This is a genomic window from Deinococcus depolymerans, from assembly GCF_039522025.1.
GTDB lineage: Bacteria > Deinococcota > Deinococci > Deinococcales > Deinococcaceae > Deinococcus > Deinococcus depolymerans.
Genome location: NZ_BAAADB010000003.1, coordinates 453,748 through 479,554, shown reverse-complemented (window position 1 = coordinate 479,554; position 25,807 = coordinate 453,748). Strand labels below are relative to the sequence as shown.

18 protein-coding genes are annotated in these 25,807 nt (G+C 70.9%); 11 read left to right on the top strand and 7 right to left on the bottom strand.

Annotated elements, in window-relative coordinates:
- The first annotated feature begins 28 nt into the window (after window positions 1–28).
- The 6 genes from ABDZ66_RS02615 (at window position 29) to galK (ending at window position 7,646) form a co-directional block, all read left to right on the top strand.
- Window positions 29–931 carry a carbohydrate ABC transporter permease gene (locus ABDZ66_RS02615; protein ID WP_343755719.1) on the top strand — a complete coding sequence of 301 codons (903 nt, stop codon included), beginning with the start codon at window positions 29–31 and terminating at the stop codon, window positions 929–931.
- Complete coding sequence (locus ABDZ66_RS02610) at window positions 928–1,797, top strand: carbohydrate ABC transporter permease (RefSeq protein WP_343755717.1); 870 nt, start codon at window positions 928–930, stop codon at window positions 1,795–1,797. The genes ABDZ66_RS02615 and ABDZ66_RS02610 overlap by 4 nt, the downstream gene beginning before the upstream one ends.
- Window positions 1,798–1,926: 129 nt before the next feature.
- Window positions 1,927–3,969, top strand: a complete 2,043-nt coding sequence (locus ABDZ66_RS02605; protein ID WP_343755715.1) for a beta-galactosidase — start codon at window positions 1,927–1,929, stop codon at window positions 3,967–3,969.
- Window positions 3,962–5,461: a glycoside hydrolase family 36 protein gene (locus ABDZ66_RS02600; RefSeq protein WP_343755713.1), complete on the top strand. Its 1,500-nt coding sequence runs from the start codon at window positions 3,962–3,964 to the stop codon at window positions 5,459–5,461. Before ABDZ66_RS02605 ends, ABDZ66_RS02600 begins: the two co-directional genes overlap by 8 nt.
- Window positions 5,458–6,579 carry a galactose-1-phosphate uridylyltransferase gene (gene galT, locus ABDZ66_RS02595; RefSeq protein ID WP_343755712.1) on the top strand — a complete coding sequence of 374 codons (1,122 nt, stop codon included), beginning with the start codon at window positions 5,458–5,460 and terminating at the stop codon, window positions 6,577–6,579. The genes ABDZ66_RS02600 and galT overlap by 4 nt, the downstream gene beginning before the upstream one ends.
- Entirely contained in the window at window positions 6,576–7,646 is a 1,071-nt protein-coding gene (gene galK / locus ABDZ66_RS02590; RefSeq protein ID WP_343755710.1) for a galactokinase, read from the top strand. Before galT ends, galK begins: the two co-directional genes overlap by 4 nt.
- Window positions 7,647–7,878: 232 nt before the next feature.
- On the opposite strand, the gene ABDZ66_RS02585 is transcribed toward galK, so the two are convergent.
- On the bottom strand, window positions 7,879–8,088 hold the full coding sequence (locus ABDZ66_RS02585; RefSeq protein ID WP_343755708.1) for a hypothetical protein: 210 nt from the start codon (window positions 8,086–8,088) through the stop codon (window positions 7,879–7,881).
- Window positions 8,089–8,225: 137 nt separating this feature from the next.
- On the opposite strand from ABDZ66_RS02585, the gene pulA reads away from it, so the two are divergent.
- The 3 genes from pulA to ABDZ66_RS02570 all read left to right on the top strand — a co-directional run bounded on the left by pulA (window position 8,226) and on the right by ABDZ66_RS02570 (window position 13,405).
- Entirely contained in the window at window positions 8,226–11,933 is a 3,708-nt protein-coding gene (gene pulA / locus ABDZ66_RS02580) for a pullulanase-type alpha-1,6-glucosidase (RefSeq protein ID WP_343755706.1), read from the top strand.
- 131 nt (window positions 11,934–12,064) lie between these two features.
- Window positions 12,065–12,364: a hypothetical protein gene (locus tag ABDZ66_RS02575; RefSeq protein WP_343755704.1), complete on the top strand. Its 300-nt coding sequence runs from the start codon at window positions 12,065–12,067 to the stop codon at window positions 12,362–12,364.
- Between the two features lie 72 nt (window positions 12,365–12,436).
- Window positions 12,437–13,405: a nucleoside hydrolase gene (locus ABDZ66_RS02570; protein ID WP_343755702.1), complete on the top strand. Its 969-nt coding sequence runs from the start codon at window positions 12,437–12,439 to the stop codon at window positions 13,403–13,405.
- Window positions 13,406–13,417: 12 nt separating this feature from the next.
- Here the strand turns inward: ABDZ66_RS02570 and ABDZ66_RS02565 are convergent, their stop codons facing one another.
- From ABDZ66_RS02565 to ABDZ66_RS02555, 3 genes are read right to left on the bottom strand one after another with little or no spacing between them, the layout of a single operon-like run.
- Window positions 13,418–13,897, bottom strand: a complete 480-nt coding sequence (locus ABDZ66_RS02565; protein ID WP_343755700.1) for a P-loop nucleotide/nucleoside kinase family protein — start codon at window positions 13,895–13,897, stop codon at window positions 13,418–13,420.
- Complete coding sequence (locus tag ABDZ66_RS02560; RefSeq protein WP_343755698.1) at window positions 13,897–15,381, bottom strand: hypothetical protein; 1,485 nt, start codon at window positions 15,379–15,381, stop codon at window positions 13,897–13,899. Before ABDZ66_RS02560 ends, ABDZ66_RS02565 begins: the two co-directional genes overlap by 1 nt.
- A 59-nt stretch (window positions 15,382–15,440) precedes the next feature.
- Window positions 15,441–15,887, bottom strand: coding sequence for a M67 family metallopeptidase (locus ABDZ66_RS02555; RefSeq protein ID WP_425544387.1), 447 nt, complete (start codon window positions 15,885–15,887; stop codon window positions 15,441–15,443).
- A gap of 106 nt (window positions 15,888–15,993) precedes the next feature.
- Between ABDZ66_RS02555 and ABDZ66_RS02550 the strand changes: the two genes are divergently transcribed.
- Both ABDZ66_RS02550 and ABDZ66_RS02545 read left to right on the top strand, forming a co-directional pair.
- Window positions 15,994–19,449 carry a DNA translocase FtsK gene (locus ABDZ66_RS02550; RefSeq protein ID WP_343755696.1) on the top strand — a complete coding sequence of 1,152 codons (3,456 nt, stop codon included), beginning with the start codon at window positions 15,994–15,996 and terminating at the stop codon, window positions 19,447–19,449.
- A gap of 677 nt (window positions 19,450–20,126) precedes the next feature.
- On the top strand, window positions 20,127–21,740 hold the full coding sequence (locus ABDZ66_RS02545) for a fasciclin domain-containing protein (RefSeq protein WP_343755694.1): 1,614 nt from the start codon (window positions 20,127–20,129) through the stop codon (window positions 21,738–21,740).
- Between the two features lie 414 nt (window positions 21,741–22,154).
- On the opposite strand, the gene ABDZ66_RS02540 is transcribed toward ABDZ66_RS02545, so the two are convergent.
- The 3 genes from ABDZ66_RS02540 to ABDZ66_RS02530 form a co-directional block, all read right to left on the bottom strand.
- Window positions 22,155–23,003, bottom strand: a complete 849-nt coding sequence (locus tag ABDZ66_RS02540; protein ID WP_343755692.1) for a metallophosphoesterase family protein — start codon at window positions 23,001–23,003, stop codon at window positions 22,155–22,157.
- A gap of 251 nt (window positions 23,004–23,254) precedes the next feature.
- Window positions 23,255–24,532: an ABC transporter permease gene (locus ABDZ66_RS02535; protein ID WP_343755690.1), complete on the bottom strand. Its 1,278-nt coding sequence runs from the start codon at window positions 24,530–24,532 to the stop codon at window positions 23,255–23,257.
- The gene (locus tag ABDZ66_RS02530) at window positions 24,525–25,265 is read right to left on the bottom strand and encodes an ABC transporter ATP-binding protein (protein ID WP_343755688.1); all 741 of its coding nucleotides are present in this window, start codon (window positions 25,263–25,265) and stop codon (window positions 24,525–24,527) included. Before ABDZ66_RS02530 ends, ABDZ66_RS02535 begins: the two co-directional genes overlap by 8 nt.
- Window positions 25,266–25,807 lie beyond the last annotated feature (542 nt).

The following is a 25,807-nucleotide window of genomic DNA, read 5'->3' as shown; positions in this document are numbered from 1 at the left end:
CCGTGTCACCCGCTCCACCGAGGTATCCATGACCACAGTTCCAAAGCGCCGCCCCGCCCCGAGGGCCGGATGGTGGGCGCGCACGCCCAAGGCTCCCTACCTGTTCATCCTGCCCTACCTGCTGATCTTCCTGACCTTCTGGGCGTGGCCGATCATCAGCTCCTTCCTGATGAGCTTCAAGGACTCGCGCCTGGGCGCGACCGCGCCCTTCGGACTGGCGAACTGGTCCCGGCTGGTGCAGGACGAATTCTTCCGCACGGCGCTGCGGAACACGCTGGTCATCATGATCATTCAGGTGCCGCTGATGCTGTCCCTGGCGACCGTGCTGGCCGTGGCGCTGAACAGCAAACTGCTGCGGGCGGCCGGGTGGTTCCGGTTCGCGTTCTTCGCGCCGCTGGTGGTGGGGACCGTGGCGTACTCGGCGGTGTTCCGCCTGCTGTTCAACACGGATTTCGGCATGGTGAACCGCGCACTGACCGGAATCGGGTTGCCTCCCGTGGACTGGCTGAACCAGTCCGGGCCGGCCATGACCGTGCTGGTCCTCGCCATGACGTGGCGCTGGACCGGTTACAACGCCATCATCCTGCTCGCGGGCCTGCAGGGCATCAGTGAGGACGTGTACGAGGCCGCCAGCATCGACGGCGCGACCCCCACGCAGCAGTTCTGGAAGATCACGCTGCCGCTGCTGCGCCCCAGCCTGCTGTTCTGCCTGGTGCTCAGCGTGATCGGCACGCTGCAGCTGTTCACGGAACCGGCCCTGATCACCAACAGCGGCCCCGGCAACGCCACCATGACGCTCGGCACGTACCTGTACCAGCAGGGCTTCCGCTCCTTCAACTTCGGGTACGCCAGCGCGATCGCGTACACGGTCGCGGCCATCGCGGCGATCTTCAGCGTGGTGCAGCTGCGCCTGTTCGGGAGGGACGAATGACCACGACCATGCAGGCCCCCAAGGAGAAGGCGGGCGTGAAGGCCCGCGACCGCATCAGGGCGTTCTGGCTGCACCTGGCCCTGATTCCGCTGGCGGCGCTGTTCCTGGCCCCGCTGTGGATGATGGCGGTGTTCAGCACGCACCCGGAAAGCGCGATCTTCAGCGCGAACCCGCCCCTGTGGTTCGGCGGGTCGTTCGGCGAGAACTTCCGCGGCTTGCAGGCCGACACGAACTACCTGCGGGCGCTGCTGAACTCGGTGGTGATCGCGTCGCTGTACACGGCGTTCAGCATGCTGCTGACCTCCATGGGCGGGTACGCGTTCGCGAAGTTCGACTTTCCCGGCAAGAGCTGGCTGTTCGGGCTGATCCTGGCGACCCTGACCATCCCGACGTTCGTGACGATCATCCCGCAGTTCATCATGATCGCGCGTGACATGAAGATCTCGAACACGTACTGGGCGGTGATCCTGCCGACCCTGGCGAACACCATCGGGATCTTCTACATGCGTCAGGCGTTCCAGACGGTCCCGACGGACCTGCTGAACGCGGCGCGCATTGACGGGGCCAGCGAGTGGCGGACCTTCTGGCAGATCGCGCTGCCGGTCGTGCGGCCCGCCATGGCGGCGCTGGCGATCCTGCTGTTCCTGGCGTCCTGGAACGATTACCTGTGGCCGCTGCTGGTCCTGACCCAGAAGGACAGTTACACCATGCCGGTGGCGCTGGGCACGCTGATCGGCCTGACGCGCGTGTCGTGGGGCGGGATCATGGTGGGCACGGCGATCGCCACCCTTCCGTTCCTGGCGCTGTTCCTGGCGTTGCAGCGGCACTTCGTGGCGGGCATCGCGGGCGGCGCGGTCAAGGACTGACGCCTGGGGGCCGCTGGCCCCCGCCCCTCCCCCTTCTCCTGCACGTGACCCGGCCGGTTTCCGCTGGCTGTTCCTCCCGTTTCCACAGGCCTCTCCGCCGCGCGCAGGCCTGCCCGTAAGGACGAGTTCATGACCCAAGCTGACGCATCTCCCTTCCATCTCCTTCTTGGCACCTGCGATTACCCGGAGCATGTCCCGCAGGACCGTCCTCCCGTGTACGCGCGGATGCAGCGTGACCTGGGCCTGAGTTTCGTGCGACTGGCCGAATTCGCCTGGAGCCGTCTGGAACCGCTTCCCGGCACCTTCGAGTGGGGCTGGCTGGACGACGCGATCGGGGCGTACCACGCCGAGGGCCTGCGGGTGGTGCTGTGCACGCCCACGCCCACCCCGCCCGCGTGGCTGATCCGCGCACACCCGGAGATCCTGGCGTTCGACGCGCAGGGCCGCGTGCGCGAGTTCGGGTCGCGGCGGCACTACGATTTCGCGTCGCCGGTCTTCCGTGAGCACTCGCGGCGCATCACGCGGGCCATCGCGGAGCGGTACGGGCAGCACCCGGCCGTGGCGGGCTGGCAGACCGACAACGAGTTCGGCTGTCACGACACCAGCCGCAGTTACGGCGGGGCGAGCGCCGCGCGCTTCCCGGAGTGGCTGCGCGCGAAGTACGGCACGCTGGACGCCCTGAACGCCGCGTGGGGCAACGTGTTCTGGAGCATGGAGTACACGGACTGGGCGCAGGTCAGGCCCCCGATCCTGACCGTGACGGAGGTGAACCCGTCGCACGTGCTGGACTACAACCGCTTCGCGTCGGACATGATCCGCGAGTTCCAGGCCGAGCAGGTCGAGCTGCTGCGTGAGCTGTCGCCGGGGCGGTTCGTCACGCACAACTTCATGATCTTCGAGTCGGGCTTCGATCATTACGACGTGGCGCGCGGCCTGGATTTCGTGACCTGGGACAACTACCCGACCGGGATGCTGGAACTGTTCGCGCCGCCCGGCATCGGCGAGGACCTCCGGACCCGCTACGCGCGGACCGGGCACCCGGACCTCGTGGGCTTCAACCACGATCTGTACCGGGGCCTGCTGAGCGGTGGGGAGCGTCTGGGCCGTGACGGGGCGGGCACACCGAACGGCCCGTGGGTCATGGAGCAGCAGTGCGGTCAGGTGAACTGGGCGCCGTACAACCCCCTGCCCGCTGACGGCGCGGTGGCGCTGTGGACGGCGCAGGCGTGGGCGCACGGCGCGGACGTCGTGAGTTACTTCCGCTGGCGCGCGGCGACCATGGCGCAGGAGGTCATGCACTCGGGCCTGCTGCGCCACGACGAGACCCCGGACCGGGGCTTCGCGGAGGTCGCGGCGCTGGACCAGACCGCCTTCCCGGTGGGGCCGGTTCCGGCGCGCGTGGCGCTGCTGCACGACTACGAGAGCCTGTGGATCTACGATCAGCAGCCGCACGCGCGGGGCCTGAACTACTGGACGCAGACCGTCACGTACTACATGGCGCTGCGCCGCCTGGGCATCGACGTGGACGTGATTCACGCCGACGCCGACCTGAGCGCCTACGCGGTCGTGGTCGCGCCGGCCATCACGCTGGTCAGCGCCGGGCGCGCGGCGCGCTGGACGGACGCCGTGAACGCCGGGGTGCGGCTGGTGTGCGGGCCGCGCACGGCGTTCCGCACGCCCGGCGGGGAAACCTGGTCGGATGGGCAGTTCGGGCCGCTGTCGGACCTGGTGGGGGCGCGCCTGGTGCAGTACGACAGCCTGCGGCCCACGCTGCGCCAGACCGTGACCGGCGCGGGCGACCTGAGCGGCACCTTCGAGGCGTCCACCTGGGCGGAAAGTTACCGCCCCAGCGGCGCGCAGGCGCTGGCGCACTACCGGGGCGGCCCGCTGGACGGGCAGGCGGCCGTGATCCGGCGCGGGAACGTGACCGTGATCGGCGCGCACAGCGACACCCTGATCGGGGCAGTGCTGGAGGACGTGCTGGGCGCGGCGGGCGTGCCGGTGCTGCCGGTGCCCGAGGGCGTGCGCGTGTCGCGCCGCGCCGGGAGGCTGCTGGTGCAGAACTGGAATCCGGAGCCCGTGGAGTGGCACGGAACCACGCTGCCGCCGGTGAGTTTCGTGGTGCGGCCGGACGACGCAGGCCAGCCGCTGGAAGGAGAGCAGGATGCATAAGTGGACGGTGAACGAGGCCCCGGAGGGCCTGAAGGTGCTGATCAGCGGGTTCCAGTCCTGGAGTGAGGCGGAGTTGCACCCCCTGACGGCGCGGCAGGTGGCCCCGGCGCACCACTGGCAGGTCGAGCAGGGGCACGATCCGGGCTTCGCGCCGGGCGGCGAGGCGGGCGTGTGGCGCAGCCATACCGTGCTGGCCCTGGCCCGCGAGGACGGCAGCGGCTGGGTGGGCGGGGCGCTGGACGCGACGCGCACCTTCGTGCAGTGGGAGGCCCGCGCGCAGGGCGACCACGTGACCGTCACCTGTGAACTGGAAGGCCCGGAGGTCGGGGTGCTGTGGGAGGAGACGCCGGACGTGATCGCCACCCTGGAAGCGCACGCCGCGCGGCTGGGATCGGCCATGCACGCGCGGACGCCCGCGCCGCTGCGGGTGTGGTGCTCGTGGTACTCGTACTACCGCGCCGTGACGCTGGACGCCATGCTGGACAACGCCCGGCTGGCCCGCGAGCAGGGCCTGGACTTCGACGTGTTCCAGCTCGACGACGGCTTCCAGGCGGACCTGGGCGACTGGGAACTGCCGTCGGCGCACTTCGGCGGGCACGCCCGTGACCTGCCGGAGCGGTTGCGGGCGCTGGGGTTCACGCCGGGCATCTGGCTCGCGCCGTTCCTGGCGTCCCCGACCTCGCAGCTGTTCGCGCAGCACCCGGACTGGATGCTGCGCGGCGAGGACGGCCGGCCGCTCCCGGTCGGGCAGAACTGGGGCGGGCCGTACCACGCGCTGGACACCACCCACCCGGAGGTGCTGGCGTGGCTGCGGAACCTGGGCGCGACCGTGCGCGGCTGGGGGTACACGTACCTGAAGATCGACTTCCTGTACGGCGCGTCGCTGCCCGGCGTGCGGCACGACCCCAGCGTGGGCCGCGCGCAGGCGTACCGCATGGGCATCGAGGCCTTCCGTGAGGGGGCCGGGCCGGACGCGTTCATCCTGGGGTGCGGCGCGCCGCTCGCGCAGAGTATCGGCGTGGTGGACGCCATGCGCACCGGGCCGGACGTGGCGCCCATCTGGGACGAGGAGTCCCGGCGGGTGTGGCTGGGAGACGCGACCGGCCCCAGCGCCCGCAACGCGCTGCACACCGCCCTGAGCCGCTGGTATCAGAGCGCGTGGTACCAGCCGGACCCGGACGTGGCGATCTGCCGCCGCGAACTGAGCATGCTCAGCACGCCCGAACGCGAGGCGATTGCCGGGATGCTGGACGTGATCGGCGGTCTGCGCGCCAGCAGCGATCCCATCGCGCTGCTGAACGCCGAGGGCCTGGAGTTGCTGCGCCGCTGCCTCAGGGTGAGCACGCCGGACCGTCCGGTCAGCCTGAGCCTGCGCGGTGGGGCGGCCGTGACGCACTTCTCGCGCGGGGAGTTCAACCTGACGGACCGGGCGACCGTGACCGCGCAGGGCGCCCCACTTGCGCCGCACTCGTACCGTGAGGTGCAGAAATGACCACCCCCACCGAGGCCCCCGCCACCCTGCACGCGCAGGACTTCACGAAACCCGACGGGCGCACCCTGACGCTGTACGGCCTGGAGCCGGTCACCGTGACCGGCGAGATTCCCAGCCCCAGCCCGGACCCCGTGGACGCCCGCCCGCTGCTGCGCTGGCACCCGCTGCGCGGCGAGTGGGTCATGTACGCCGCGCACCGCATGGGGCGCACGTTCCTGCCGCCGCCCGAGTACAACCCGCTGGCCCCCACCAGCGACCCCGCGCACCCCACCGAGCTGCCGCAGGGCCGCTACGACATCGCGGTGTTCGACAACCGCTTTCCCAGCCTGACCCTGAACGCGCCCACGCCGCCACAGGGCCCGGCCGGGACGCGCGCGGGCGTGGGCAAATGCGAGGTCGTGGTGTTCAGCCAGAATGCCCAGGGCCGCCTGAGCGACCTGACGGACGCGCAGGTGGACCTGCTGCTGGGCGTCTGGGCTGACCGCACCACCCGGCTGGCGGCGACCGGGCAGATTCACAGCGTCCTGGCCTTCGAGAACCGGGGCGTGGAGGTCGGCGTGACGCTGCACCACCCGCACGGGCAGATCTACGCCTACGATCACGTGCCGCCCGTGCAGGCCCGCATGACCGCGCAGATGGAGGCGTACCACGCGCAGAGCGGCCGCCCGTGGCTCCCGGACTTCGTGGAGGGCGAGCGGGAGAGCGGCGAACGGATCGTCCATGACGACGGCGAGTCCCTGAGCGTCGTGCCGCCGTTCGCGCGCTACACCTTCGAGACGTGGGTCCTGCCCACCCGCCCGGTCAGTCTGCTGTCCGAACTGGGCGCCGGGGAGCGCGCCAGCCTCGCCCGCACCCTGAAAGACGCCCTGCTGCGCCTGGACGGCCTGTTCGGCGTGCGGATGCCGTACCTGCTGACGGTGCATCAGGCGCCGCTGGACGGACCGCACCCGGCGTTCCCGCTGCACATCGAGATCTACCCGTACCTGCGTGCACCGGGCCGCATGAAGTACCTCGCCGGGACCGAGCAGGGCGCCGGGGAGTTCGCGAACGACAAATTCCCGGAGGCGGCCGCCGCCGAACTGCGCGCCGTCTCCCCCACCGCCGGAGAGAACCTGTGACGACGCCCACCCCCTCAGAGAGCCTTCCGACCTTCGAGCAGCACTTCGGCCGCGCGCCGCAGGTGACGGCCAGCGCGCCGGGCCGCGTGAACCTGCTGGGCGAGCACACCGACTACCAGGGCGGGTTCGTGCTGCCCACCGCCATCCCGCAGGTGACGACCGTGGCGCTGGGTGCCAACGGCACGCGCGAGCACCGGGTGTTCGCCGCCGACCTGAACGAACAGAGCACCTTCCCGGTCGGCGGGAATGCCGAAGGCGGCTTCGCACGCTACGTGGCGGGCGCCCTGGCGCTGGGCGGCGCGCCGGACGGACTGGACGTCCTCGTCACGTCGAACGTGCCGATGGGCGCGGGCCTGAGCAGCAGCGCCGCGCTGGAAGTCGCGGTCCTGCGCGGCCTGCGGGACCTGGGCATCCTGGATGCCAGCGACGAACGCATCGCCCTGATCGCGCAGCGCGTCGAGCACGAGTTCGTGGGCGTGCAGTGCGGCATCATGGACCAGATGGCCAGCTCGGTGGCGAACAGCGCGACCATGCTGCTGCTCGACACCCGCAGCCTGGAACGCTGGCTGCTGCCGCTGCCTGCCGGGGCCGAGGTGCTGGTCATCGACAGCGGCGTGCCGCGCAGACTCGCCGAGAGCGGCTACAACGAACGCCGCGCCCAGGTCGAGGAGGCCGCCCGCCTGCTGGGCGTGACCGAACTGCGCGACGTGCAGGACCCCCAGAGCGTGGAGGCGCTGCCCGAACCGCTGCGCGAACGGGCGCGGCACGTGGTCAGCGAGAACGCCCGCGTGCAGGCCGCGCTGGCCGCCGACGTGGACGCCGCGCGCTTCGGCGTGCTGATGAACGCCAGCCACGCCAGCCTGCGCGACGATTACGCGGTCAGCCACCCGCGCGTGGATGAACTCGTGGCGCTGCTGCAGGCGCACCCGGACGTGTTCGGGGCGCGCATGACCGGCGCGGGCTTCGGCGGCGCGGTCGTGGCGCTCGTGCGGGCCGGGCAGGCGGGCGCGGTCGCACGGGCGGTACTGGCGCAGTACGGCCCCGAGGGACGGCAGGTCGTTCCCTGATCTGATACCGACTCCGATTGAATGGGCTGCAAAGCCCGCTGGGTCCGAGCGGATGCGACTCACAGAGCTGCTCCGCAGAGCAGGAGAAAAACGGGTTCCGGACGTGGAGCTGGCAATCCGGTGAAGTTCCGTATTGCTGGCGAAACAAACGGAATCCGTGTGAGCCGCAGCAAGCATGAGGCCCCATCCGGTGCGGATGCGGGCCTCAACCGATGATTGCCGGAGCGGCGGGTTACACGCCGTCGTTGGTCGGCTCGTTCTGCGGGTCGTTCTGGCGGTTGGGTTCGCCGTGCTCGACGCCGATGTCGGGGTTGCCGGGGCTGTCCTGAACGACGCCGCGCTGGTCGTGGCTGGGGGGAATGTGGCGCAGGCTCTCGGCGTCGCTGTGCTCGTGGGGCTCGGTGGGGGTGCCCACCACTTCGTCGCTGGTGTGTCCGGTCATGGCGCCCACTGTAGGGTCGGGGTGCGGCGGGGCGGGTGTGCCGGGCCTCAAGGAACGTTGGGGGTGCGGCGCCGGTTCCCTTGCAACCGGTTCATGGAAGCACTCCCACGGCGGACGGGTTACACTTCAAGGCACACATGAAAAGACTGGCGACCCTTCTGACGGTCGCGCTGGCTGCTTCGGCAGCGGCGCAAACAACCCTCCCTGCCGACACCGCGCGGGTGCACTACCAGCGCTCGGACGGCGCCTACGCGGGCTGGGGCCTGCACGTCTGGGAGGACACCACCGCCCAGGTCGCCTGGGACAGACCGCTCGCCCAGGGCGGCAAGGACGACTTCGGCGCGTACTTCGACATTCCGCTGAAGCCCGGCGCGCAGAAGCTGGGGTTCATCGTCCACAAGGGCGACACCAAGGACGCCGACAGGGACCTGTGGTTCGACCTGAGCCGGGGCCGCGAGCTGTTCCTGAAGTCCGGCAGCGCGAACGTGGCGTACGCGAAGGCCGGGCCGTTCACCGTGGACGCCAGCAAGGCGCCCGCCACGCAGGCCGCCCCCGCCGCCCCAGCGACCACTGCCCCGGCCACCCCGGCGGCAGCAGGTGCCGCGCAGCCCATCCCGAAGAACGTGCTGCGCGTGCGCTACGTGCGCCCGGACGGGAAGTACGACGGGTGGGGCCTGCACGTCTGGGAGGACACGACCGCGCAGGTCGAGTGGAGCAAGCCCCTGGTGCAGACCGGGGTGGATGCGGGCGGGGCGTACTGGGACGTGCCCCTGAAGGCAGGCGCGGCGAAGGTCGGGTTCATCGTGCACAGGGGTGACGAGAAGGACCCCGGCCCGGACTTCTTCGCGGACCCCGGCAAGGGGAACGAGGTGACCGTCACGAGCGGCAAGGCCGACTTCGCGTACGGGGCGCCCGCCGTCCTCAGCGACCCGCCCGTCCCGGCTGGCGCGGCCCGCATCAACTACTACCGCCCGGACGGGAAGTACGACGGGTGGGGCCTGCACGCCTGGGAGGACACGACCGCGCAGGTCGAGTGGAGTAAGCCCCTGACGCCCACCGGCACGAACAGCTTCGGCGTGTACTGGGACGTGCCCATGAAGACCGACTGGAAGAAACTGGGGTTCATCGTGCATAACGGCGACAGCAAGGATCCGGGCGCGGATCAGTTCCTGATGAACGAGATGGGCAATCAGGCGTGGATCGTCAGTGGCAACGCGGCCGTGAACACCACCCGCCCGGACACCAGTGTGCGCACGGTGGGCGACCTGACCCGCGCGCAGGCGGTGATGCTCTCGCGGGACCTGATCGCGGTGAAGCCGGAGTTCGTGCAGCCGGGCGCGCTGCTGACCCTGCACGCCGCGCGGGCCGGCGGCCTGAAACTGACCGGCGCGGGCGTGGACGGCGGCGACACCCTGACGCTGGAGGAGGTCGAGGGGGGCCTGAACGCCGCCCTGAAGGCGAAAGCCCCGTACCTGAGCGGTTACGCGCTGCTGCGGGTGCGCCCCGAGGAGGCCGCGCGCATCGGGGCCGCGTTGCAGGGTCAGGTGGCGGTGAGCAGCGTCATGCCGGACGGCACGGTCCTGGACGCGACCGGCGTGCAGACCGCCTGGGCGCTGGACGACCTGTTCGCGTACGACGGCGCGCTGGGCGCGCAGTGGCAGGGCAACGTCCCGACGCTGCGCCTGTGGGCGCCGACCGCGCAGGACGTCAAATTACGCCTGACCGTGCCCGGCGGTCAGGAGACGGTGGTGCCCATGACCCGTGACGCGAAGGGCGTCTGGACCGTGAAGGGCGCGCAGACCTGGCGCGGCGCCGCCTACCGCTACGAGGTGAAGGTGTACGCGCCCAGCACCGGCAAGGTCGAGACGAACCTCGTGACCGATCCGTACTCGGTGGCGCTGACGCGGGGCAGCGCCCGCTCGGTGCTGCTGGACCTGAACGATCCGGCCACCAGACCGCAGGGCTGGGACGCCCTGAAGAAACCGGCGCTGCGTTCGGCGGGCGACCTGAGCTTCTACGAGCTGCACCTGCGTGACTTCAGCGCCGCCGACAGCACCGTCCCGGCGGCGCAGCGCGGCACGTACCTCGCGTTCACGCTGCCCGGCAGTGACGGCGTGAAGCACCTGAAGGCCCTGGCCGACGCGGGCCTGAAGGCCGTGCACCTGCTGCCCACCTTCGACATCGCCACGATCAGCGAGGACAAGGCCGCGTGGAAGTCCCCCGGTGACCTGAGCCGGTTCGCGCCGAACAGCGACGAGCAGCAGAAAGCCGTGACGGCCGTGAAGGACGCCGACGCCTACAACTGGGGGTACGACCCGTACCACTACATGGTGCCCGAGGGCAGCTACGCCGTGAACCCCGACCAGCGGACCCTGGAGTACCGCCGCATGGTCGCCGCGCTGAACGGCATGGGCCTGCGGGTCGTGCAGGACGTGGTGTTCAACCACACAGCCGCCAGTGGGCAGGCGGACCGCAGCGTGCTGGACCGGATCGTGCCCGGCTACTACCACCGCCTGAACGCCAGCGGCGGCGTGGAGAACAGTACCTGCTGCTCGAACACCGCCACCGAGCACGTCATGATGCGCAAGTTGATGGTGGACACGCTGGTCCTGATGGCAAAGGCCTACAAGGTGGACGGCTTCCGCTTCGACCTGATGGGGCACCACATGGTCGCCGACCTGCAGGCCGCCCGCAAGGCGCTCGACGCGCTGACCGTGCAGAAGGACGGGGTGGACGGCAAGAGCATCTACCTCTACGGCGAGGGCTGGGACTTCGGCGAGGTGCAGGGCAACAAGCGCGGCCCGAACGCCACGCAACTGAACCTGTTCGGGCAGGGCATCGGGACCTTCAACGACCGCCTGCGTGACGCGGTGCGCGGCGGCAACCCCTTCGGCGGCCTGCAGGAGCAGGGCTTCGCGACCGGGCTGTTCGTGCTGCCCAACGGGCAACCCGCGAACGCGGATAAGGCCAGGGCCCTGAGCCTCGCCGATCAGGTGCGGATCGGCCTGACCGGGAACCTGCGCGACTACCGCTTCACCGACGCGACCGGCAAGACCGTGAAGGGCGCCGAGGTGAACTACAACGGCGCGCCCGCCGGGTACGCAGCCAGCCCCCGCGAGGCGATCACGTACGTCAGCGCGCACGACAACCAGACGCTGTTCGACGCGGTCCTCCTGAAAGCGCCCCTGAGCGCCACCTCCGCGCAGCGCACCCGCATGCAGAACCTCGCCAACAGCGTCGTGCTGCTCGGGCAGGGCCTGCCGTTCAGCTACGCCGGGGACGAGATCCTTCGCTCCAAGAGCTTCGACACCGACAGCTACAACAGCGGCGACTGGTTCAACACCCTGGACTTCACCGGCAAGAGCAACGGCTTCGGCCGGGGGCTGCCGCCCGCCGAGAAGAACGAGGCGAACTGGAACCTGTACCGCGGCCTGCTGGGCAACCCGGCCCTGAAACCGTCGGCGGCCGACATTCAGCGGGCCTTCGACCACTACCGCGAGATGCTGCGCGTCCGGTACTCCAGCACGCTGTTCCGCATGGACACCGCCGCGCAGGTGGGGCAGGGCCTGACGTTCCTGAACGTGGGCCCGGCGCAGCAGCCCGGCGTGATCGCCATGAAACTCAGCGGCGCCATCAGTCCCACCAACCCCTACCGCAACGTGGTCGTGGTGTTCAACGCGACCGGCCAGGGCGTGACCCTCAGCGACGCGGCCCTCGCGGGCCTGAACCTGGGCCTGCACCCCGCGCTGGCCGCCGGCACCGACGCGACCGTGAAGACCAGCCGCGCCTCGGGCAACAGCGTGACCGTGCCCGCGCTGACCACCGCCGTGTTCGTCGGGAAGTGATACGGACTCGGATTGAATGGCTTACAAAGCCGTTCAATCGGAGTCCGCATGACCCGCAGCCGGAGGAGGGGACGTCCCCTGCTCCGGGCGGCAGTGACGGAGCGGGCGGCGCGCTATGCTGCCCGCCTATCATGCAGACGATCGAGAATCAGACGTTCACCGGTAAACGCATTCCCCTGGACGGCACGCAGTTCGTGAACTGCACCTTCGAACGGTGCGTGCTGGTCTTCAGCGGCGAGGACGGCACCGCCATGCAGGATTGCCAGATCCACGAGACGGGCTTCGTGTTCGAGGGCGCGGCCGCCAAGACCATCGAACTCATGACGGCCATGCACCAGGGCGGTTTTCAGGAGATGGTCGAGGCGACCATCGCCACCATTCGCGGCGAGGGGCCGGTCGGCCCGCAGGACGGCGGCGCGGCCCAGGCCTGAGCGCAACACCGTCACGACGGGGCCCGCGCGGCCCCGTTCTCGCATTTTCAGGTGGGCGCTATGCTGCCCGCCATGACTGACCGCACCCCGGCCCGCCCCGCTCCGCTGCCCGTGATCTTCGACGGTGACCCCGGCCTGGACGACGCGGTGGGCTGGCTGCTGGCGCTGGGCAGCTTCGAGGACGTGCAGGTGCTGGGCTTCACGGCCGTGCACGGGAACGTGCCGCTGGCCCTGACCACCCGGAATGCGGGCGTGGTGCTGGCCCTCTCGGGCGAGGCGGGACGGGACGTGCCGTACTTCGCGGGCGCGGACCGGCCCCTGCTGCGCGAGGGGGTCACGGCGGCGGGCGTGCACGGCGCGACCGGCCTGCCGGCGGCGGGCCTGCCGGAGCCGCTGCGGGCGCCGGAGGCGGAACACGCCGTGGATTTCATCATCCGCACGGTGCGGGCGCGGCCGGGCGAGGTGACGCTGGTCGCGACCGGGCCGCTCACGAACGTGGCGCTGGCCCTGCGGCTCGCGCCGGATATCGCGCCGCTGATCCGCGAGATCGTGTGGATGGGCGGCAGTACCGGGCACGGGAACCGCACGCCGGCCGCCGAGTTCAACGCGCTGGTCGACCCGCACGCCGCGCAGATCGTGTTCGGTGCGGGCGTGCCGCTGCGCATGGTGGGCCTGAACGTGACCATGCAGGCGGTCGCCACGCCGGACCGCGTGGCTGCCCTGCGCGCCCTGGGGAACCGCGCGGGGGCCGCGTGCGCGGAACTGCTGACCTTCTACGCGGGGGTGTACCGCGACCGCTACGGCCTGAGTGGCGGCGCGCTGCACGACCCGCTGGCCGTCGCGGCGGCGTTCAGGCCGGACCTGCTGGACTGGCAGAGCATGCACGTGCAGGTCGAGACGCAGGAGGGACTGAACCTGGGCCGAACCGTCTGCGACCTGTACGGCGTGACCGGGCGGCCCGCGAACGCGCAGGTGGCGGTCGGCGTGCGGGACCGCGAGTTCTTCACGCTGCTGCTGGAACGGATCGCGCGCCTCCCCTGATCCGGCAGGCGGTCAGGGCCAGCGGGTCACGTCCTGCAGGCCCTCCTCGTCCGGCGTGAGCGGCTCGAAACGCGGGCGGAACAGGTCGAAGGTGTCGTCGGCGATCAGCAGCGCGCCCGGCTGGAGGTTGCGGGCCTGCACGCGCCGCCTCGCCTCGGCGTCCGGGACGGTCAGGACGTGCAGGGTCAGAGGTGCGCCCAGCGCGGCCGCCTGCGCGCGCAGTTCGTCGCGGGCCGCGCGGGTCCAGAACCCGTGGTCCAGAATGACGGGTACGCCGAGCGCGGCGGCGCGGGTCCACTGGGCCTCCATGACGGTCATCACGCGCCGGAACAGGGCCGGGAACGCGTCGGCGGGCGGGTCCTGGCCGTACAGGGCGGTCATCCACTCGTCGGACGTGAAGCGCAGCGCGCCCAGCTGCGTTTCCAGGGTGCGGGCCAGGGTGGTCTTGCCGCTGCCGATGAAGCCGTGCAGCGCGTGGATGCGGCCCGGCATCAGGCGAGGTCGAAACTGAACGGTGCGGGACCGGTCCGGAGCCGCAGGTGCGCCGGGCCGGCGTGCGGGTCGGCCGGTCCCCCGGGGCGGGTCGGGGCGGGGTTCAGGTCGAGGTTCAGGTCGAAGCTGGGAACCGGGTCGGGCAGGCCGGCGCGGCGCAGCAGGATCAGCTGACCCGTGTGCCCGTTGACGCGCACGAGCGCGCCCTCTTGCAGCCAGTCGGGGTCCGGCTCCCACTGGGCGGCGGCCGGGAGGGACAGGGCCGGCAGCCCGGCGTGGCGGGCGTGCGCGGCGACGGGCGAGTGCAGGGTGCTGCGCGGCACGATCAGCGCGCGGGCACCGCTCAGGGCGTTCAGGTGGGCCGGGTGGGGTGGGCCGGGCAGCAGCAGGACCGCGCCGGGCGGGACCGGCTGGCCGGGCGTCCAGCGGCGCAGGCGGCCGTCGCGCACGCCGGGCGCCAGCGGGGCGGCCGTCAGGGTGTCGGGCGCGGGGTGTGGCGGCGTGTGGGGCCGGGCGGGCGGCGCGGGTTGCGGCCTGCGGGCGGCGCGGCGCGCCTCGATCAGGGCCGGGAGGTCAGTGGGCGGGAGGGTGCCGTCCAGCGCGGCGATCAGTTCGTGCGGCGTCAGCCAGCGGGCGTCGGCGGTGCGGGTCAGGAGGCCGCGTGTGCGCAGGGCGGCGGCGGCCGTCACGGCGGCGCGCAGGGCTTCGCGGCGGGCCGCCTGCAGCGCGGCCTGCTGCGCGGCCAGTGCGTGGTGCTGGTGCCGGGCGAGGTGCAGGGCCAGCAGGGCGGCGGCGCGGCGTGGGCCGCCGAGGGTGGTGCGCAGCTGGGTCAGGGCGTGGCGCGGGGCGTCCTGGGGGCGGCTGGCGTCGCGCAGCAGTTCCAGGTGCAGGGTGTGCGGGTCGTGCAGCCAGTGGCGGGTGATGCGGGAGAGCAGGTGGGTGGCCAGCGGCGCGGTCAGCGGGGCGGGGTGCGCGGCGGCGGCGGCCAGGGCGTGCAGTGCGCGGCGCAGCCGGTCCGCCGGGGGGGTGGTGGCCGGGGCGGGTTCGGCAGGCCGGGCGGGCCGGGTTGCCTGCCACAGCAGCCGCAGCAGCCGGGGCAGCCGCGCGGCGGACCGGGGTGAACCGGCCGGGCCGGGTGTCCAGGGGGCCGGGTCGCCCAGGGCTTCACGGAGTGCGCGGGCGATGGCCGGCGGGTGGGGGGCGCTCAGGGCGTCCAGGTGGGGGCCGTGCAGCTGGGGGCCGTGCGGGGGCGGGCCGGGCCGCAGGAGGCGCGCGGCGTGCCCGGCCGGGTCGGGGCAACCGAGCGCGGCGTGCAGCGCGTGGGCGCGGGCGGCGTGCTCGTGCGCGAGCAGCGCGAAGGCAAGGGTGCCCGGCGGCAGGGCCGGCTGGTCGTGCAGGGAGCGCCAGTGGACGGCGGGGCGGCCCTCTCCTGCCGGTCCGGAGGTGGGGGTGGGGACGAGAACGGCGGGGGGGTCGGCCTTCATGCGCTGTCCTCATTGTGTTCACATGCAAGCCCCGGACGCAAGCGTTTCCGCGCCGCCCGTCAGGAGGCAGGGGTCGCCGCCGGCATCCCGGGCGGCGCGGCACCCACCACCAGGGGGACCCGCTGACCGCCAGGCAGGTGGTACGCGCCCAGCTGACCGCTGCGCAGGTCGGCAATCAGGTACGGCACCTCGTAACTCGCCAGACGCCGGTCGGTCTCGCTGGGTGCCTGCGGGCCGCGCGGGTGACTGTGGTACAGCCCCACGAGTTCCAGGTTCTCGGCACGCATGGCCTTCAGGGCGCGCAGCAGGCAGCGGGGGTCCGCGAGGTACGCCCGGTCCGGGTGAGGCGCGATGTTCGGCAGCGGGTACAGGGTCCGCACGTCCCAGACAGTGTCCTGGCCGCATTCCAGCCGCCTGCCACCCAGCGCGCCCACGCACTCGCGCGCCGGATCCTGACGGGCGTGCGCCCACAGCGCGGCGTGCAGGGAATCGGGCAGGTGCAGCACCCCCCCATTATGCCCCGGGGGCGGGCCGGGGGTCGCGGCGTGAAATGCCGTGCTGGCCGCAGCCTTCCGCTGCCCGGCACCCGGAGCATGGGGTACACTGCGCCCCATGGCGAAGGCTCGTTCAAGAGGTGCTCCTCCAGTCAGCCGGTTCGACGGAGAGGCGCTGGGCCTGGTGCTGTTCGCGCTGGGTATGTTTCTGGGGGTGACGGTGCTGGTGCCGCAGGGCGAGGCAGGCGACACCGGGTTCATGGCGCGGGCGCACGCGCTGCTCACGTCGCAGCTGGGCTGGGCGGCGTGGCTGCTGCCGGTCGTGCCGGTCGCGTACGGCGTGCTGGTGTTCCTGGGCCGCGACCTGGGTAACCTGTCGCGCCGGGTGCTCGGCGGCGCGCTCGTGGTGCTGTCCATGCTGGCGCTGCACGAGGTGGCGCAGCCGGGCGGCGCGGGCCTGCTGGCCGAGGCGGGCATGCGGCCGCTGCTGGCCACCGTGAGTTACCTCGCGGCGCTGCTGCCGCTGGTGACCCTCACCCTGGGCGCGGAACTGATGCTGCGCCTGGCGCCGCTCACGCTGCTCAAGGGGTTCTTCCGCTTCGTGAGCGTGCTGCTCGGCGGCGGCGCCGCGCAGGTGCAGGGCGTCATCGAGTCCCGCCAGGAGGGCCGCGAATCCGCCAAGGTTCGCGCCGCGGCGCGGCAGAACGTCGCGGCCGCCCTGCGCGACGTGGAGGGCCTGCGCCGGCTGTACCCGCAGGCGGCGGACCTGAACACCCTGCTCGGCGAACTGCGCGCCGCGCAGCGCGAGATCCGCACGCTGGACGAGGCGGGCCTGCGCCACCTGGAACGCGACGTGGCCGGCTGGCGTGAAACGACCCGCACCTTCGTCGGGGACGCCGCGCGTGACCTGCGCGCCGACGTGAGCGCCGAGGCGCCGGACGCCGGCGCGAACGTGGAAGCCACCGCGAACGAGATCCGGGCCGGGCGGCACGAACTGAGCATCGAGCTGCCCAGCACCCTGGCCAGCGGCGCGCTGGAACGCCTGCGCCGGGGCATGGTCATCGAGATTCAGCGGCTGTCGCAACGCGCCGGTCGCCTGGAACGGGACCGCAAGGCGGCCGAGAAGGCCCTGATGAAACCCGACGCGGCGCTGCTTGCCCGCGAACTCCCGGCGCATCAGGCGCGGGTGACCGAGTGGCAGGAACTCGCGACCGACTTCACGGCGTGGCGAGGCCGGCTTGAAGCGTACGCGGGCTGGCCGGACCTGACGGCCGCGTTCGACCGCGCGCCGACCGAGGTGGCCGCGCTGCTGGCCGAGGCGCTGGCCGCCGACCCGGACGGCACCCTGGCCGACCCGGCGGGCTGGCGCGTGCAGCTGGCCCGCGCGCAGGAGGAAGCCCGCCGCCGCGCGGAGGCCATGAGCACGCCGGCCGTGCTGCCGCCCCCCACCCTGGACTTCGATTTCACCGGGGAGGCCCGCACACCCGCGGCGGGCGCGGCCCTTCCAGCCTCGCCCCCACTGTGGACCCGCCCCGGCGAGGCGTCCCTGCCCGCCCAGGTCCCCCAGACAGTCCAGACGCCCCCACCTGCCCAGGCACCGGGCGTGGCGGGGCTGGCCGTGGCGGAACTGGCCGCGACGCAGCCCCCCGCCCCCACCGCACCCCCGCCCGCCACGCCGGCCGCGCCTGCCACCGCGACCCTGCCGCCCCCGGTGACCCGCACGCCGGTCGTCCTGCCGCCGGCCGAGGCGGCCGATCCGGTCCTCGGTTCCCTGGATGACGGGACCGACCCGGACGGGTGGACCGACGCACCCGTCCCGGTCCCGCCAGACGGCTCGGCCGTGCACGCCGGCCTGCACGCGGACCTCGATCCCTTCAGCGGGTGGGGGGACGACGACCTGCCCTTCGGTCCGTCGGACCCGCCGGTCCCGGCCGCGACCCCGCGCGCCGCCCCGCCACTGACGGCCCCCTGGGAGGCGACGGCCGCTGCTGGCCTGCCCTCCCCCGCCCCGGCGCCGTCCTCCCCTGCCCCCGCCCCGGTTCGGTCCGTGCCTGCCCCGGCCGGACTGCCGCACGACCGCCTGGCGGCCCTGGAGACTCCCCGGCCCCCGCAGGGCGCGCTGCCGCTGGCGGTGCCGACCGAGGCGCTGCTCGACCCGATTCCCGGAGCGGCGCTGAACACCGAGGCCCTCGACATCTCCGCGCGGCAGCGGGCCAGTCTGATCGACGAGACGCTGCGGCACTTCAACCTGCAGGCGCGGGTGGTGGATTTCGCCCGCGGACCGACCGTCACGCGTTACGAGATCGAACCGGCACCCGGCGAGAAGATCAGCCGCATCGCCGGACTCAGCAACGACCTGGCGCGGGCGCTGGCGGTGGGGGGCGTGCGCGTGGAGGCCCCGGTGCCGGGCAAGAGCGTCATCGGCCTGGAAGTCCCGAACGCCGAGCGTGAACCGGTCACGTTCCATCAGGCGGCGGCCGCGCCGAGCTTCCGCGCGACCCGCGCCAAACTGCCGATCATTCTGGGCAAGAGCATCGACGGGGAACTGATGGTCGGGGACCTCGCCAAGATGCCGCACCTGCTCGTGGCCGGCAGTACCGGCAGCGGGAAGTCGGTGTGCGTGAACACCCTGATCACCTCGCTGCTGTTCAAGTACCTGCCGACCGAGCTGCGCTTCCTGATGATCGACCCGAAGATGGTGGAACTCACGCCGTACGACGGGATTCCGCACCTGGTCCGCAACGTGGTCACCAACCCGGTGGACGCGGCGGGCGTGCTGCTGGGCGCGGTGGCGCACATGGAGCGGCGCTACAAGATGATGTCGCAGGTGGGCGCGAAGAACCTCGAGCAGTTCAACGCGAAGATGCGGCAGGTCGGCGAGACGGAGCTGCCGCACCTGGTGATCATCATCGACGAGCTGGCGGACCTGATGATCACCAGTCCCAAGGAGGTCGAGGGCGCGATCATGCGGCTGGCGCAGATGGCCCGCGCGACCGGCATGCACCTGGTGCTGGCGACGCAGCGGCCCAGCGTGGACATCCTGACCAGCCTGATCAAGGTGAACGTGCCCGCCCGCATCGCCTTCGCGGTGAGCAGCAGTCACGATTCCCGCACGATCCTGGACGCCATGGGCGCCGAGCGTCTGACCGGGATGGGCGACATGCTGTTCTACCAGCCGGGACTGGTCAAGCCCGTGCGGTTGCAGGGGCCGTACATCAGTGAAGTGGAGTCCGCCCGCATTGCCGACGAGCTGCGCCGTCAGGTGTTCGAGGACGCCTTCGTGGAGGCGTACGGTTCGGATTTCGAGGGGGGCATGGAGGCCAGCGGGCCGGGAGCGGACCGGTCGAACATGGACTTTTCCGATCCGCTGCTGCGGCAGGCGGCGCAGATCTGCATCGAGGAGGGTCAGGGGAGCGTGTCTCGGCTGCAGCGCCGCCTGTCGGTGGGGCACGCCCGCGCCGGGAAGCTGATGGACATGCTCGAGGCGATGGGGATCGTCAGCAAGCATCAGGGAAGCAAGCCGCGTGACGTTCTGGTCAGCGAGGCGGAACTGCCGGAGTACTTCGGAAAGTAGAAGTTGCCATGAAGAGGCAGTCTGTCTGGCCGGGCGGACTGGTGAAGCTCCGCAGGAGAGCGGGTGAAGGGTGACGGGCAGGACGGACTGGCACAGCTGCGAAGCAGAGAAAGAGAGAGAAAGGGGGCACCGGAACAACAGACTTCCGGTGCCCCCTTTCAGCGAACGGCTCTGATACGGACTCCGATTGAATGGGCTTAGCAGCCCATTCAATCCGAGCGGATGCGACTCGGAGAGCTGCCCCGCAGAGCAGGAGAAAAACGGGTTCCGGACGTGGAGCCGGCAATCCGGTGAAGTTCCGGATTGTTAACGAAACAAACGGAATCCGTATGATACCGATTCCGGCTGAATGGTTGAACAACCCTGCTCCGTCCGAGCGGAGACGACTCGCAGAGCGGCCCTGCAGCGCAGGATCGGGACAACCTGAAGGGCGTGGCGGTGGCAACCCGGTGTGTTGGCGGGGTGTAAATGGAACAGACGGAGTTCTTATCAGACCTGCCCCCGGCACGGCGCGGCCCCCGCCCTGCGTGAATTCTGAATGAGAATGACCCCAATACCGGGGGCTTTTTTATTTAGACGAATTGTTGGAAACCTTCCTGTAGTTGCATTCTCCGCCGGCTTGGTGAAGATTAAGTGCCGGACATACAGCACAACCAGATCTCTCAAGAGGTGATTTCATGAAGAAGCAGACCAGCTTTATCACGCTCAGCCTGATGCTTGCCACGCCCGCCCTCGCCGGCGGTGCCGGTGCGCCCGTTGCCCGCCCGGCCGCCACGCCCTGCAAGTCCATCGCGCAGATCGTCATGTCCGACCCGAACTTCAGCACCCTCGCCACGGCCATCGAGGCCGCCGGCCTGGGCCAGACCCTGATGGGCGGTCAGTACACGGTCTTCGCGCCCACCAACGCGGCCTTCGCCAAGCTGCCCAGCGATACCCTCGCCATGGCCCTGAACGACGCGGCCATGCTGCGCTCGATCCTTCTGTACCACGTGGTGCCGGGCAAGGTCAGCGCCAAGCAGGTCATGGGCATGTCCTCCGGTAAGACCGCGCAGGGCAGCTCCTTCCTGGTCAGCGTCAGCGGTGGCAAGGTCATGATCGACAACGCCACGGTGACCAAGGCCGACGTGATGGCCTGCAACGGCACCGTGCACGTGATCGACACGGTCCTGATGCCCGCCATGAGCGTCGCCGCGCAGCCCGCCACGGCCCCCGCAGCCCCGGCCGTGACGGTCAGTGCGCCCGCTGCGCCCTCGGTGGACATCATGAGCATTCCCGCCATGCCCATGAGTGGCGGCACCATGACGACCACGACCACGACGACCACGACGACGGCCACCACCGAGGCGACCGCCACCGGCAGCGAGATGACCGAGAGCAACACCCTGTACGACATGATCGTCGCCGACGAGCGGTTCAGCACGCTGCGCGACCTGATCAGCGACGCCGAACTGACCGACGTGCTGATCAGCAACGACTACACCATCTTCGCGCCCACCAACGAGGCCTTCGAGGGCGTGGATCCTGACCAGCTGGCCCTGATCGCCAGCAACCCCGAGACCCTCAAGCAGGTGCTGCTGTACCACGTCGTGAGCGGCAAACTGAACGCCGAGGACCTCAAGGCCGGCACGCAGCTGCGCAGCGCCGAGGGCACCAGCCTGGACCTGTCCATGGACGGCAGCAGCGTCATGGTGAACACCGCCATGATCGACGGTGCGCCCATCACGGCCAGCAACGGCAACATCTTCGCCATCAACGAGCTGCTGCTTCCCGACACGCTGGTCCTGCCTGACCCGCCCACCGGTGCCGAGGTCATGACCGAGACGACCGCCACCACCACCACCACGACCGCGCCGATGGTCATGAACTCGGCCAGTCTGGTCGAGGCCCTCAGCCAGCCGCAGTTCAGCACCCTGCTCAGCCTGGTGCAGAAGGCCGATCTGGTCGGCGCCCTGACCGCCACCGACGTGACGGTGTTCGCGCCCACCAACGACGCCTTCGCCAAGGTGCCCCAGGCGACCCTGGACGCCCTGATGGCCGATCCCGCCAAGCTCAAGCAGGTCCTGACGTACCACGTCGTGGCCGGCCGCGTGGTCGACGACGGCCTGAAGGTCTCGCAGCTGCGGTCCCTCGAGGGCAGCTCGATTGACCTCAAGGCCAGTGGCGCGACGTACCTCGTCGGGAACCTCAGCGCCGCCAACGCGATGGGCAGCACCATCAGTGCCCGCACCAACGCCGGCAACAGCGTCATCTACACCATCGACATGGTGATGCTGCCCCCCACCCTGAAGTAATACGGACCCGGATGGAACGGTTTTAGCGACCCGTTCCATCCGAGCGGATGCGACCCTCACAGTGGCGCCGCTGTCTCCAATACCTGATCGCGGCGCGGCCCGCACTCCCCTGCGAGTGCGGGCCGCGCCCTGTGCCGCCGGTTCATACGGACTCCGTCTGTTTCGCGGGCAATCCGGACCTTCACCGGATGGCCAGTTCCACGTCCGGAACCCGGTTTGCTCCCACTCGCTTCGCTCGGATTGAACGGCTCTGTAAGCCATTCAACCGGAGTCCGTATTATACGGATTCCGGTTGTTTCGTTGACAGATCGGAACACCACCGATCTGTCAACTCCACGTCCGGAACCCGTTTTACTCCTACTCGCATCCGCTCGGATTGAATGGTCTTTGCAGCCCATTCAATCGGAGTCCGTATCAGACCGTGGCGGGCCGAAGTGCCTGGAACGCCTGCCAGCTGGCCTGATTGCGCGGCAGGCCGCCCTGCTCGGTCCAGGTCCAGTAGGGGGTGTACAGGCTGCGGGCGCTCAGGACCTCCTGCCGGAAGATCTCGGCGCTCAGACCGCTGCGCAGCAGGCCGCTGCTCCCGAACCGCGCCAGGACGCCCGCGCGGTCGTAAGGAACGAGCCGGGGCGTGACCTGCCAGCCGTGCGGGGTGGCGTCCAGCAGCAGGTACTGGGCGCGCGGATCGCCGGTGGCGGGCGACCCGACCGAGCCGGTGTTCAGGACCCGCGTGCCGTCGATGACGGTATCGACGGGCCGGTGGATGTGCGACCCGATCAGCACGCCGTACTCGCGGCCGTCGGGGGCGCGGCGCAGCGCCTGCACGCGCGCGGAGGCGCTGCGGTCACTGAGGCTCTCGCGGTAGTGGTCGGCGGTGCCGTGCGCGATCAGAACGTCCGGCAGGCCGGGTTCGCGCAGCGTGAGGGTCATGGGCCAGTCGGCCGGGGCGTGCAGCAGGCCGGCCCGGTCGAGTTGCTCGGTACTCCAGGCGGTGGCTCCCCAGAAGGGGTCCGTGAACCAGTCGGCCGGCAGGGCGTCGCTGCGGGCGTGCCACAGCCGCAGCAGGTCGTCGTGGTTGCCCAGCGTGAAGGTCACGTCCGGGCGGTCCAGCAGGGTCCGCAGGACCTGGACGGAGTCCGGGCCGCGGTTGACCACGTCCCCGTTCACGATCAGCCGCGCGGCGCCGCGCTGCCGGGCGTCACGCAGCACGGCGTTCAGGGCGTCCGCGTTCCCGTGAATGTCTGCCAGGATCGCCACTCTCATCTCGCGCGGCATTCTAGAGCCGCGCCGGGAGCCGGACGGGAAGGAAAGCGGGAATCGGCCGGTCGGCGCGACCCGCGGTTCCCGCCTCCCGTGTCATACGGATTCCGTTTATTTCGTTGACAGATTGGAACACCACCGATCTGCCAACTCCACGTCCGGAGGGGCGTTTCTCTCCTGCTCGCTCTGCAGCGCAGCTCTACGAGTCCGCTCGGATTGAATGGCCTTTGCAGCCCCTTCAACCGGAGTTCGCGTCAGTTGCGGAAGATGACTTCCTCGCGCCCGAAGGACCGCAGGGCCAGCAGGCCGAGCAGCAGCGCGGCGAGCAGGTTCGCGCCGATGGCGATCAGGGCGTGAGACGGGAGGGCCGCGCCGCGCACGATTTCCAGGATGGCGATCATGCCACCGATGATCGGCACGGCGTACACGCCCAGCCCGAAGGTCAGGAAATCCGCGAACTGCAGCAGGACGGCCGGCAGGACCACGACCATGGTGATGGGCGCGATGTACGTCTGCGCTTCCTTGAAGGTGCGGGCGTAGATGCCGACCGCGATCAGCAGGGCGCTGATGATCAGCGCGGCGCTCGCGGCGATGCCGAGCAGGGTCAGCAGGCTGCCGGGGCTCAGCGTGAGCTGGCCGCCCATGCTGCCGGAGAGGGCGGTGGCCGCGCCCGGTTGCCGCTGCAGGTACAGGCGCATGGCGAGCCCGCTGAGCAGGAACCCGGCGACGCTGAAGGCCGCGCTGGTCAGGGCGGTCAGGGTGGTGGCCAGCAGTTTCCCGGCGACGACCTCGGCGCGGCGTACCGGGGAGACGAGCAGGCTTTCCAGGGTGCCGCGTTCCTTCTCGCCGGCGGTGGCGTCCACGGCGGTCGCCATTGCGCCGGACACGATGAACTGCAGCATCAGCATGGGGATCAGGAAGGCCAGCTGGCCGCTGCGCTTCTCCTGGGCGGTGCTGGCGTCCACGGGTTTCACGGTGATGGTCTGCAGGACGCTCTCGTTCAGGCCCTGTTCGCCCAGACGCTGCACGGCCAGGGTGCGGTTGTAGCTGTCGATGACGTCCGTGACTTTGGAGTACGCGCCGGTCTGGGCGCGCAGGTTGCCCAGCTTGGCGTGCAGTTCCAGGGTTCCCTGGCCGGTCCCGGCGCGGTCCGGCAGGGTGGCGGGGACGCGCAGGGCGGCGTCGACGTCGCCGCTCTGCACGGCGGCCTGCGGGTCGCTGACGGGCACCAGGGTCACGCCGGCGCGCACGACCGTGCCGTCCGGGAGGGTCTCGTCGCGCTCCAGCGCGGCGCGCAGTGGGGCGGGGAGCGGGCCGCTCACGCCGATGGTCTGGCGTTCCTGCTGCTGCCCGCCGATGAAATTGCCGAGCATCAGCGGCAGGCCCAGCGTGAACAGCGGAATCAGGATCAGCGGCATCAGGATGGTGGCGTTCAGGGTGCGGCGGTCGCGCAGCGTGGCGAGCAGGTCGCGGGCGGCGACCTCCCAGACCATCGCGCGGCGAAGGCCGTGGCGGGCGGGACGTTCAGACATGCGTGCCTCCGGTGGGCTGGCCGCGCACCAGCGCGAAGAAGGCGCGTTCCAGGGTGCGTTCCCCGGTTGCGTTCAGGATGTCCGGCAGGGTGCCGAGCGTGATCAGTGCGCCCTCGTGCAGGATGGCGACCCGGTCGCAGACTTCCTCGACCTCGCTCATGACGTGCGTGGAGTACACGGTCAGGCGGCCCGGCGCGCGGCTGGCCTGCACGAAGTCCAGCAGGGTGCGGCGCGCGAAGATGTCCAGTCCGCTGGCGGCCTCGTCGAGAATCAGCACGGCCGGGTCGTGGATGACGGCGCGGGCGATCACGACCTTCTGTTTCATGCCGGTGGAGTACTCGGCGGCGCGGGTGTCGAGGGTGCGTCCCAGTTCGAGGCGGGTGTCGAGTTCCGTGATACGAGCGTCGGCCTGGGTGCGGGTCAGGCCGTACAGCCGCGCGAAGGACTGCAGGATCTCGCGGCCGGTCAGGCGGGCCGGGAGGCCCATGCCACCGTTCACCACGCCGATGCGCGCGCGGATCGCTTCGGGGTCGCGGGTGATGTCGAATCCCGCCACCTGCGCCTGCCCGCGGTCGGGACGCAGCAGGGTGGCCAGGATACGCAGCAGGGTGGTCTTGCCGGCGCCGTTCGGGCCGAGCAGACCGAAGACCTCGCCGCCGTGGGCGCTGAAGGTCACGTCCCGCAGCGCGTGGAAGCTCCCGTACGACTTGCCGAGCTGCTGGACGCTCAGCATCAGGGGGGACGCCGGTTCCGGACCCGTGAGCCCGGGTGCCCTGACGTCCGGGACGGAGGCGACGGAAGAGGTGACTGGCAGAGACGAAACGGAATGAAGTGAATTCATGAACCTCCCACTCGGGCAGGGTGGGGCCGCTGCAGGCGACGCCACCGGGATCCCTGTGTGTACGCCTGTCCTTACGCGCCGGGCATCTGATTGGTTGCCGGGCTCACAGAGTGCCTGCAGGGGGACGCACAGGGGGCCAGGTCACGGGGCGGGGCGTTCCCCTTCATAGGACACCCCTGAAGATCAAGCCCCCCGTCACCTCATGCAGGATGAGAGAAAATCTGTAACAATGGGAAAGTTGCGCTACCAGGCGCACCCTGCCCTGAAAGTTACACCCGGTCCATCCGGCGACCACTTCCTTTGAGCGTTCGAGTTCCCCTCTGTTCTTCCCGTGACAGCCGGCCACCCCCGCCCGCTCAGGGCACCCTCATCGGCGCAGGTTCAGATCAATGAAGCAGCGGTCACGGCCCTACAGGCACGCGCCGCCACGATGC

Coding starts and splice junctions, on each gene's coding strand:
- ABDZ66_RS02610 (WP_343755717.1), top strand. CDS start 928: ATGACCACGACCATGCAGGCCCCCAAGGAGAAGGCGGGCGTGAAGGCC.
- ABDZ66_RS02545 (WP_343755694.1), top strand. CDS start 20,127: ATGAAGAAGCAGACCAGCTTTATCACGCTCAGCCTGATGCTTGCCACG.
- pulA (WP_343755706.1), top strand. CDS start 8,226: ATGAAAAGACTGGCGACCCTTCTGACGGTCGCGCTGGCTGCTTCGGCA.
- ABDZ66_RS02550 (WP_343755696.1), top strand. CDS start 15,994: ATGGCGAAGGCTCGTTCAAGAGGTGCTCCTCCAGTCAGCCGGTTCGAC.
- ABDZ66_RS02560 (WP_343755698.1), bottom strand. CDS start 15,381: ATGAAGGCCGACCCCCCCGCCGTTCTCGTCCCCACCCCCACCTCCGGA.
- galT (WP_343755712.1), top strand. CDS start 5,458: ATGACCACCCCCACCGAGGCCCCCGCCACCCTGCACGCGCAGGACTTC.
- ABDZ66_RS02615 (WP_343755719.1), top strand. CDS start 29: ATGACCACAGTTCCAAAGCGCCGCCCCGCCCCGAGGGCCGGATGGTGG.
- ABDZ66_RS02575 (WP_343755704.1), top strand. CDS start 12,065: ATGCAGACGATCGAGAATCAGACGTTCACCGGTAAACGCATTCCCCTG.
- ABDZ66_RS02540 (WP_343755692.1), bottom strand. CDS start 23,003: ATGAGAGTGGCGATCCTGGCAGACATTCACGGGAACGCGGACGCCCTG.
- ABDZ66_RS02605 (WP_343755715.1), top strand. CDS start 1,927: ATGACCCAAGCTGACGCATCTCCCTTCCATCTCCTTCTTGGCACCTGC.
- ABDZ66_RS02535 (WP_343755690.1), bottom strand. CDS start 24,532: ATGTCTGAACGTCCCGCCCGCCACGGCCTTCGCCGCGCGATGGTCTGG.
- ABDZ66_RS02570 (WP_343755702.1), top strand. CDS start 12,437: ATGACTGACCGCACCCCGGCCCGCCCCGCTCCGCTGCCCGTGATCTTC.
- ABDZ66_RS02530 (WP_343755688.1), bottom strand. CDS start 25,265: ATGCTGAGCGTCCAGCAGCTCGGCAAGTCGTACGGGAGCTTCCACGCG.
- ABDZ66_RS02585 (WP_343755708.1), bottom strand. CDS start 8,088: ATGACCGGACACACCAGCGACGAAGTGGTGGGCACCCCCACCGAGCCC.
- ABDZ66_RS02600 (WP_343755713.1), top strand. CDS start 3,962: ATGCATAAGTGGACGGTGAACGAGGCCCCGGAGGGCCTGAAGGTGCTG.
- ABDZ66_RS02565 (WP_343755700.1), bottom strand. CDS start 13,897: ATGCCGGGCCGCATCCACGCGCTGCACGGCTTCATCGGCAGCGGCAAG.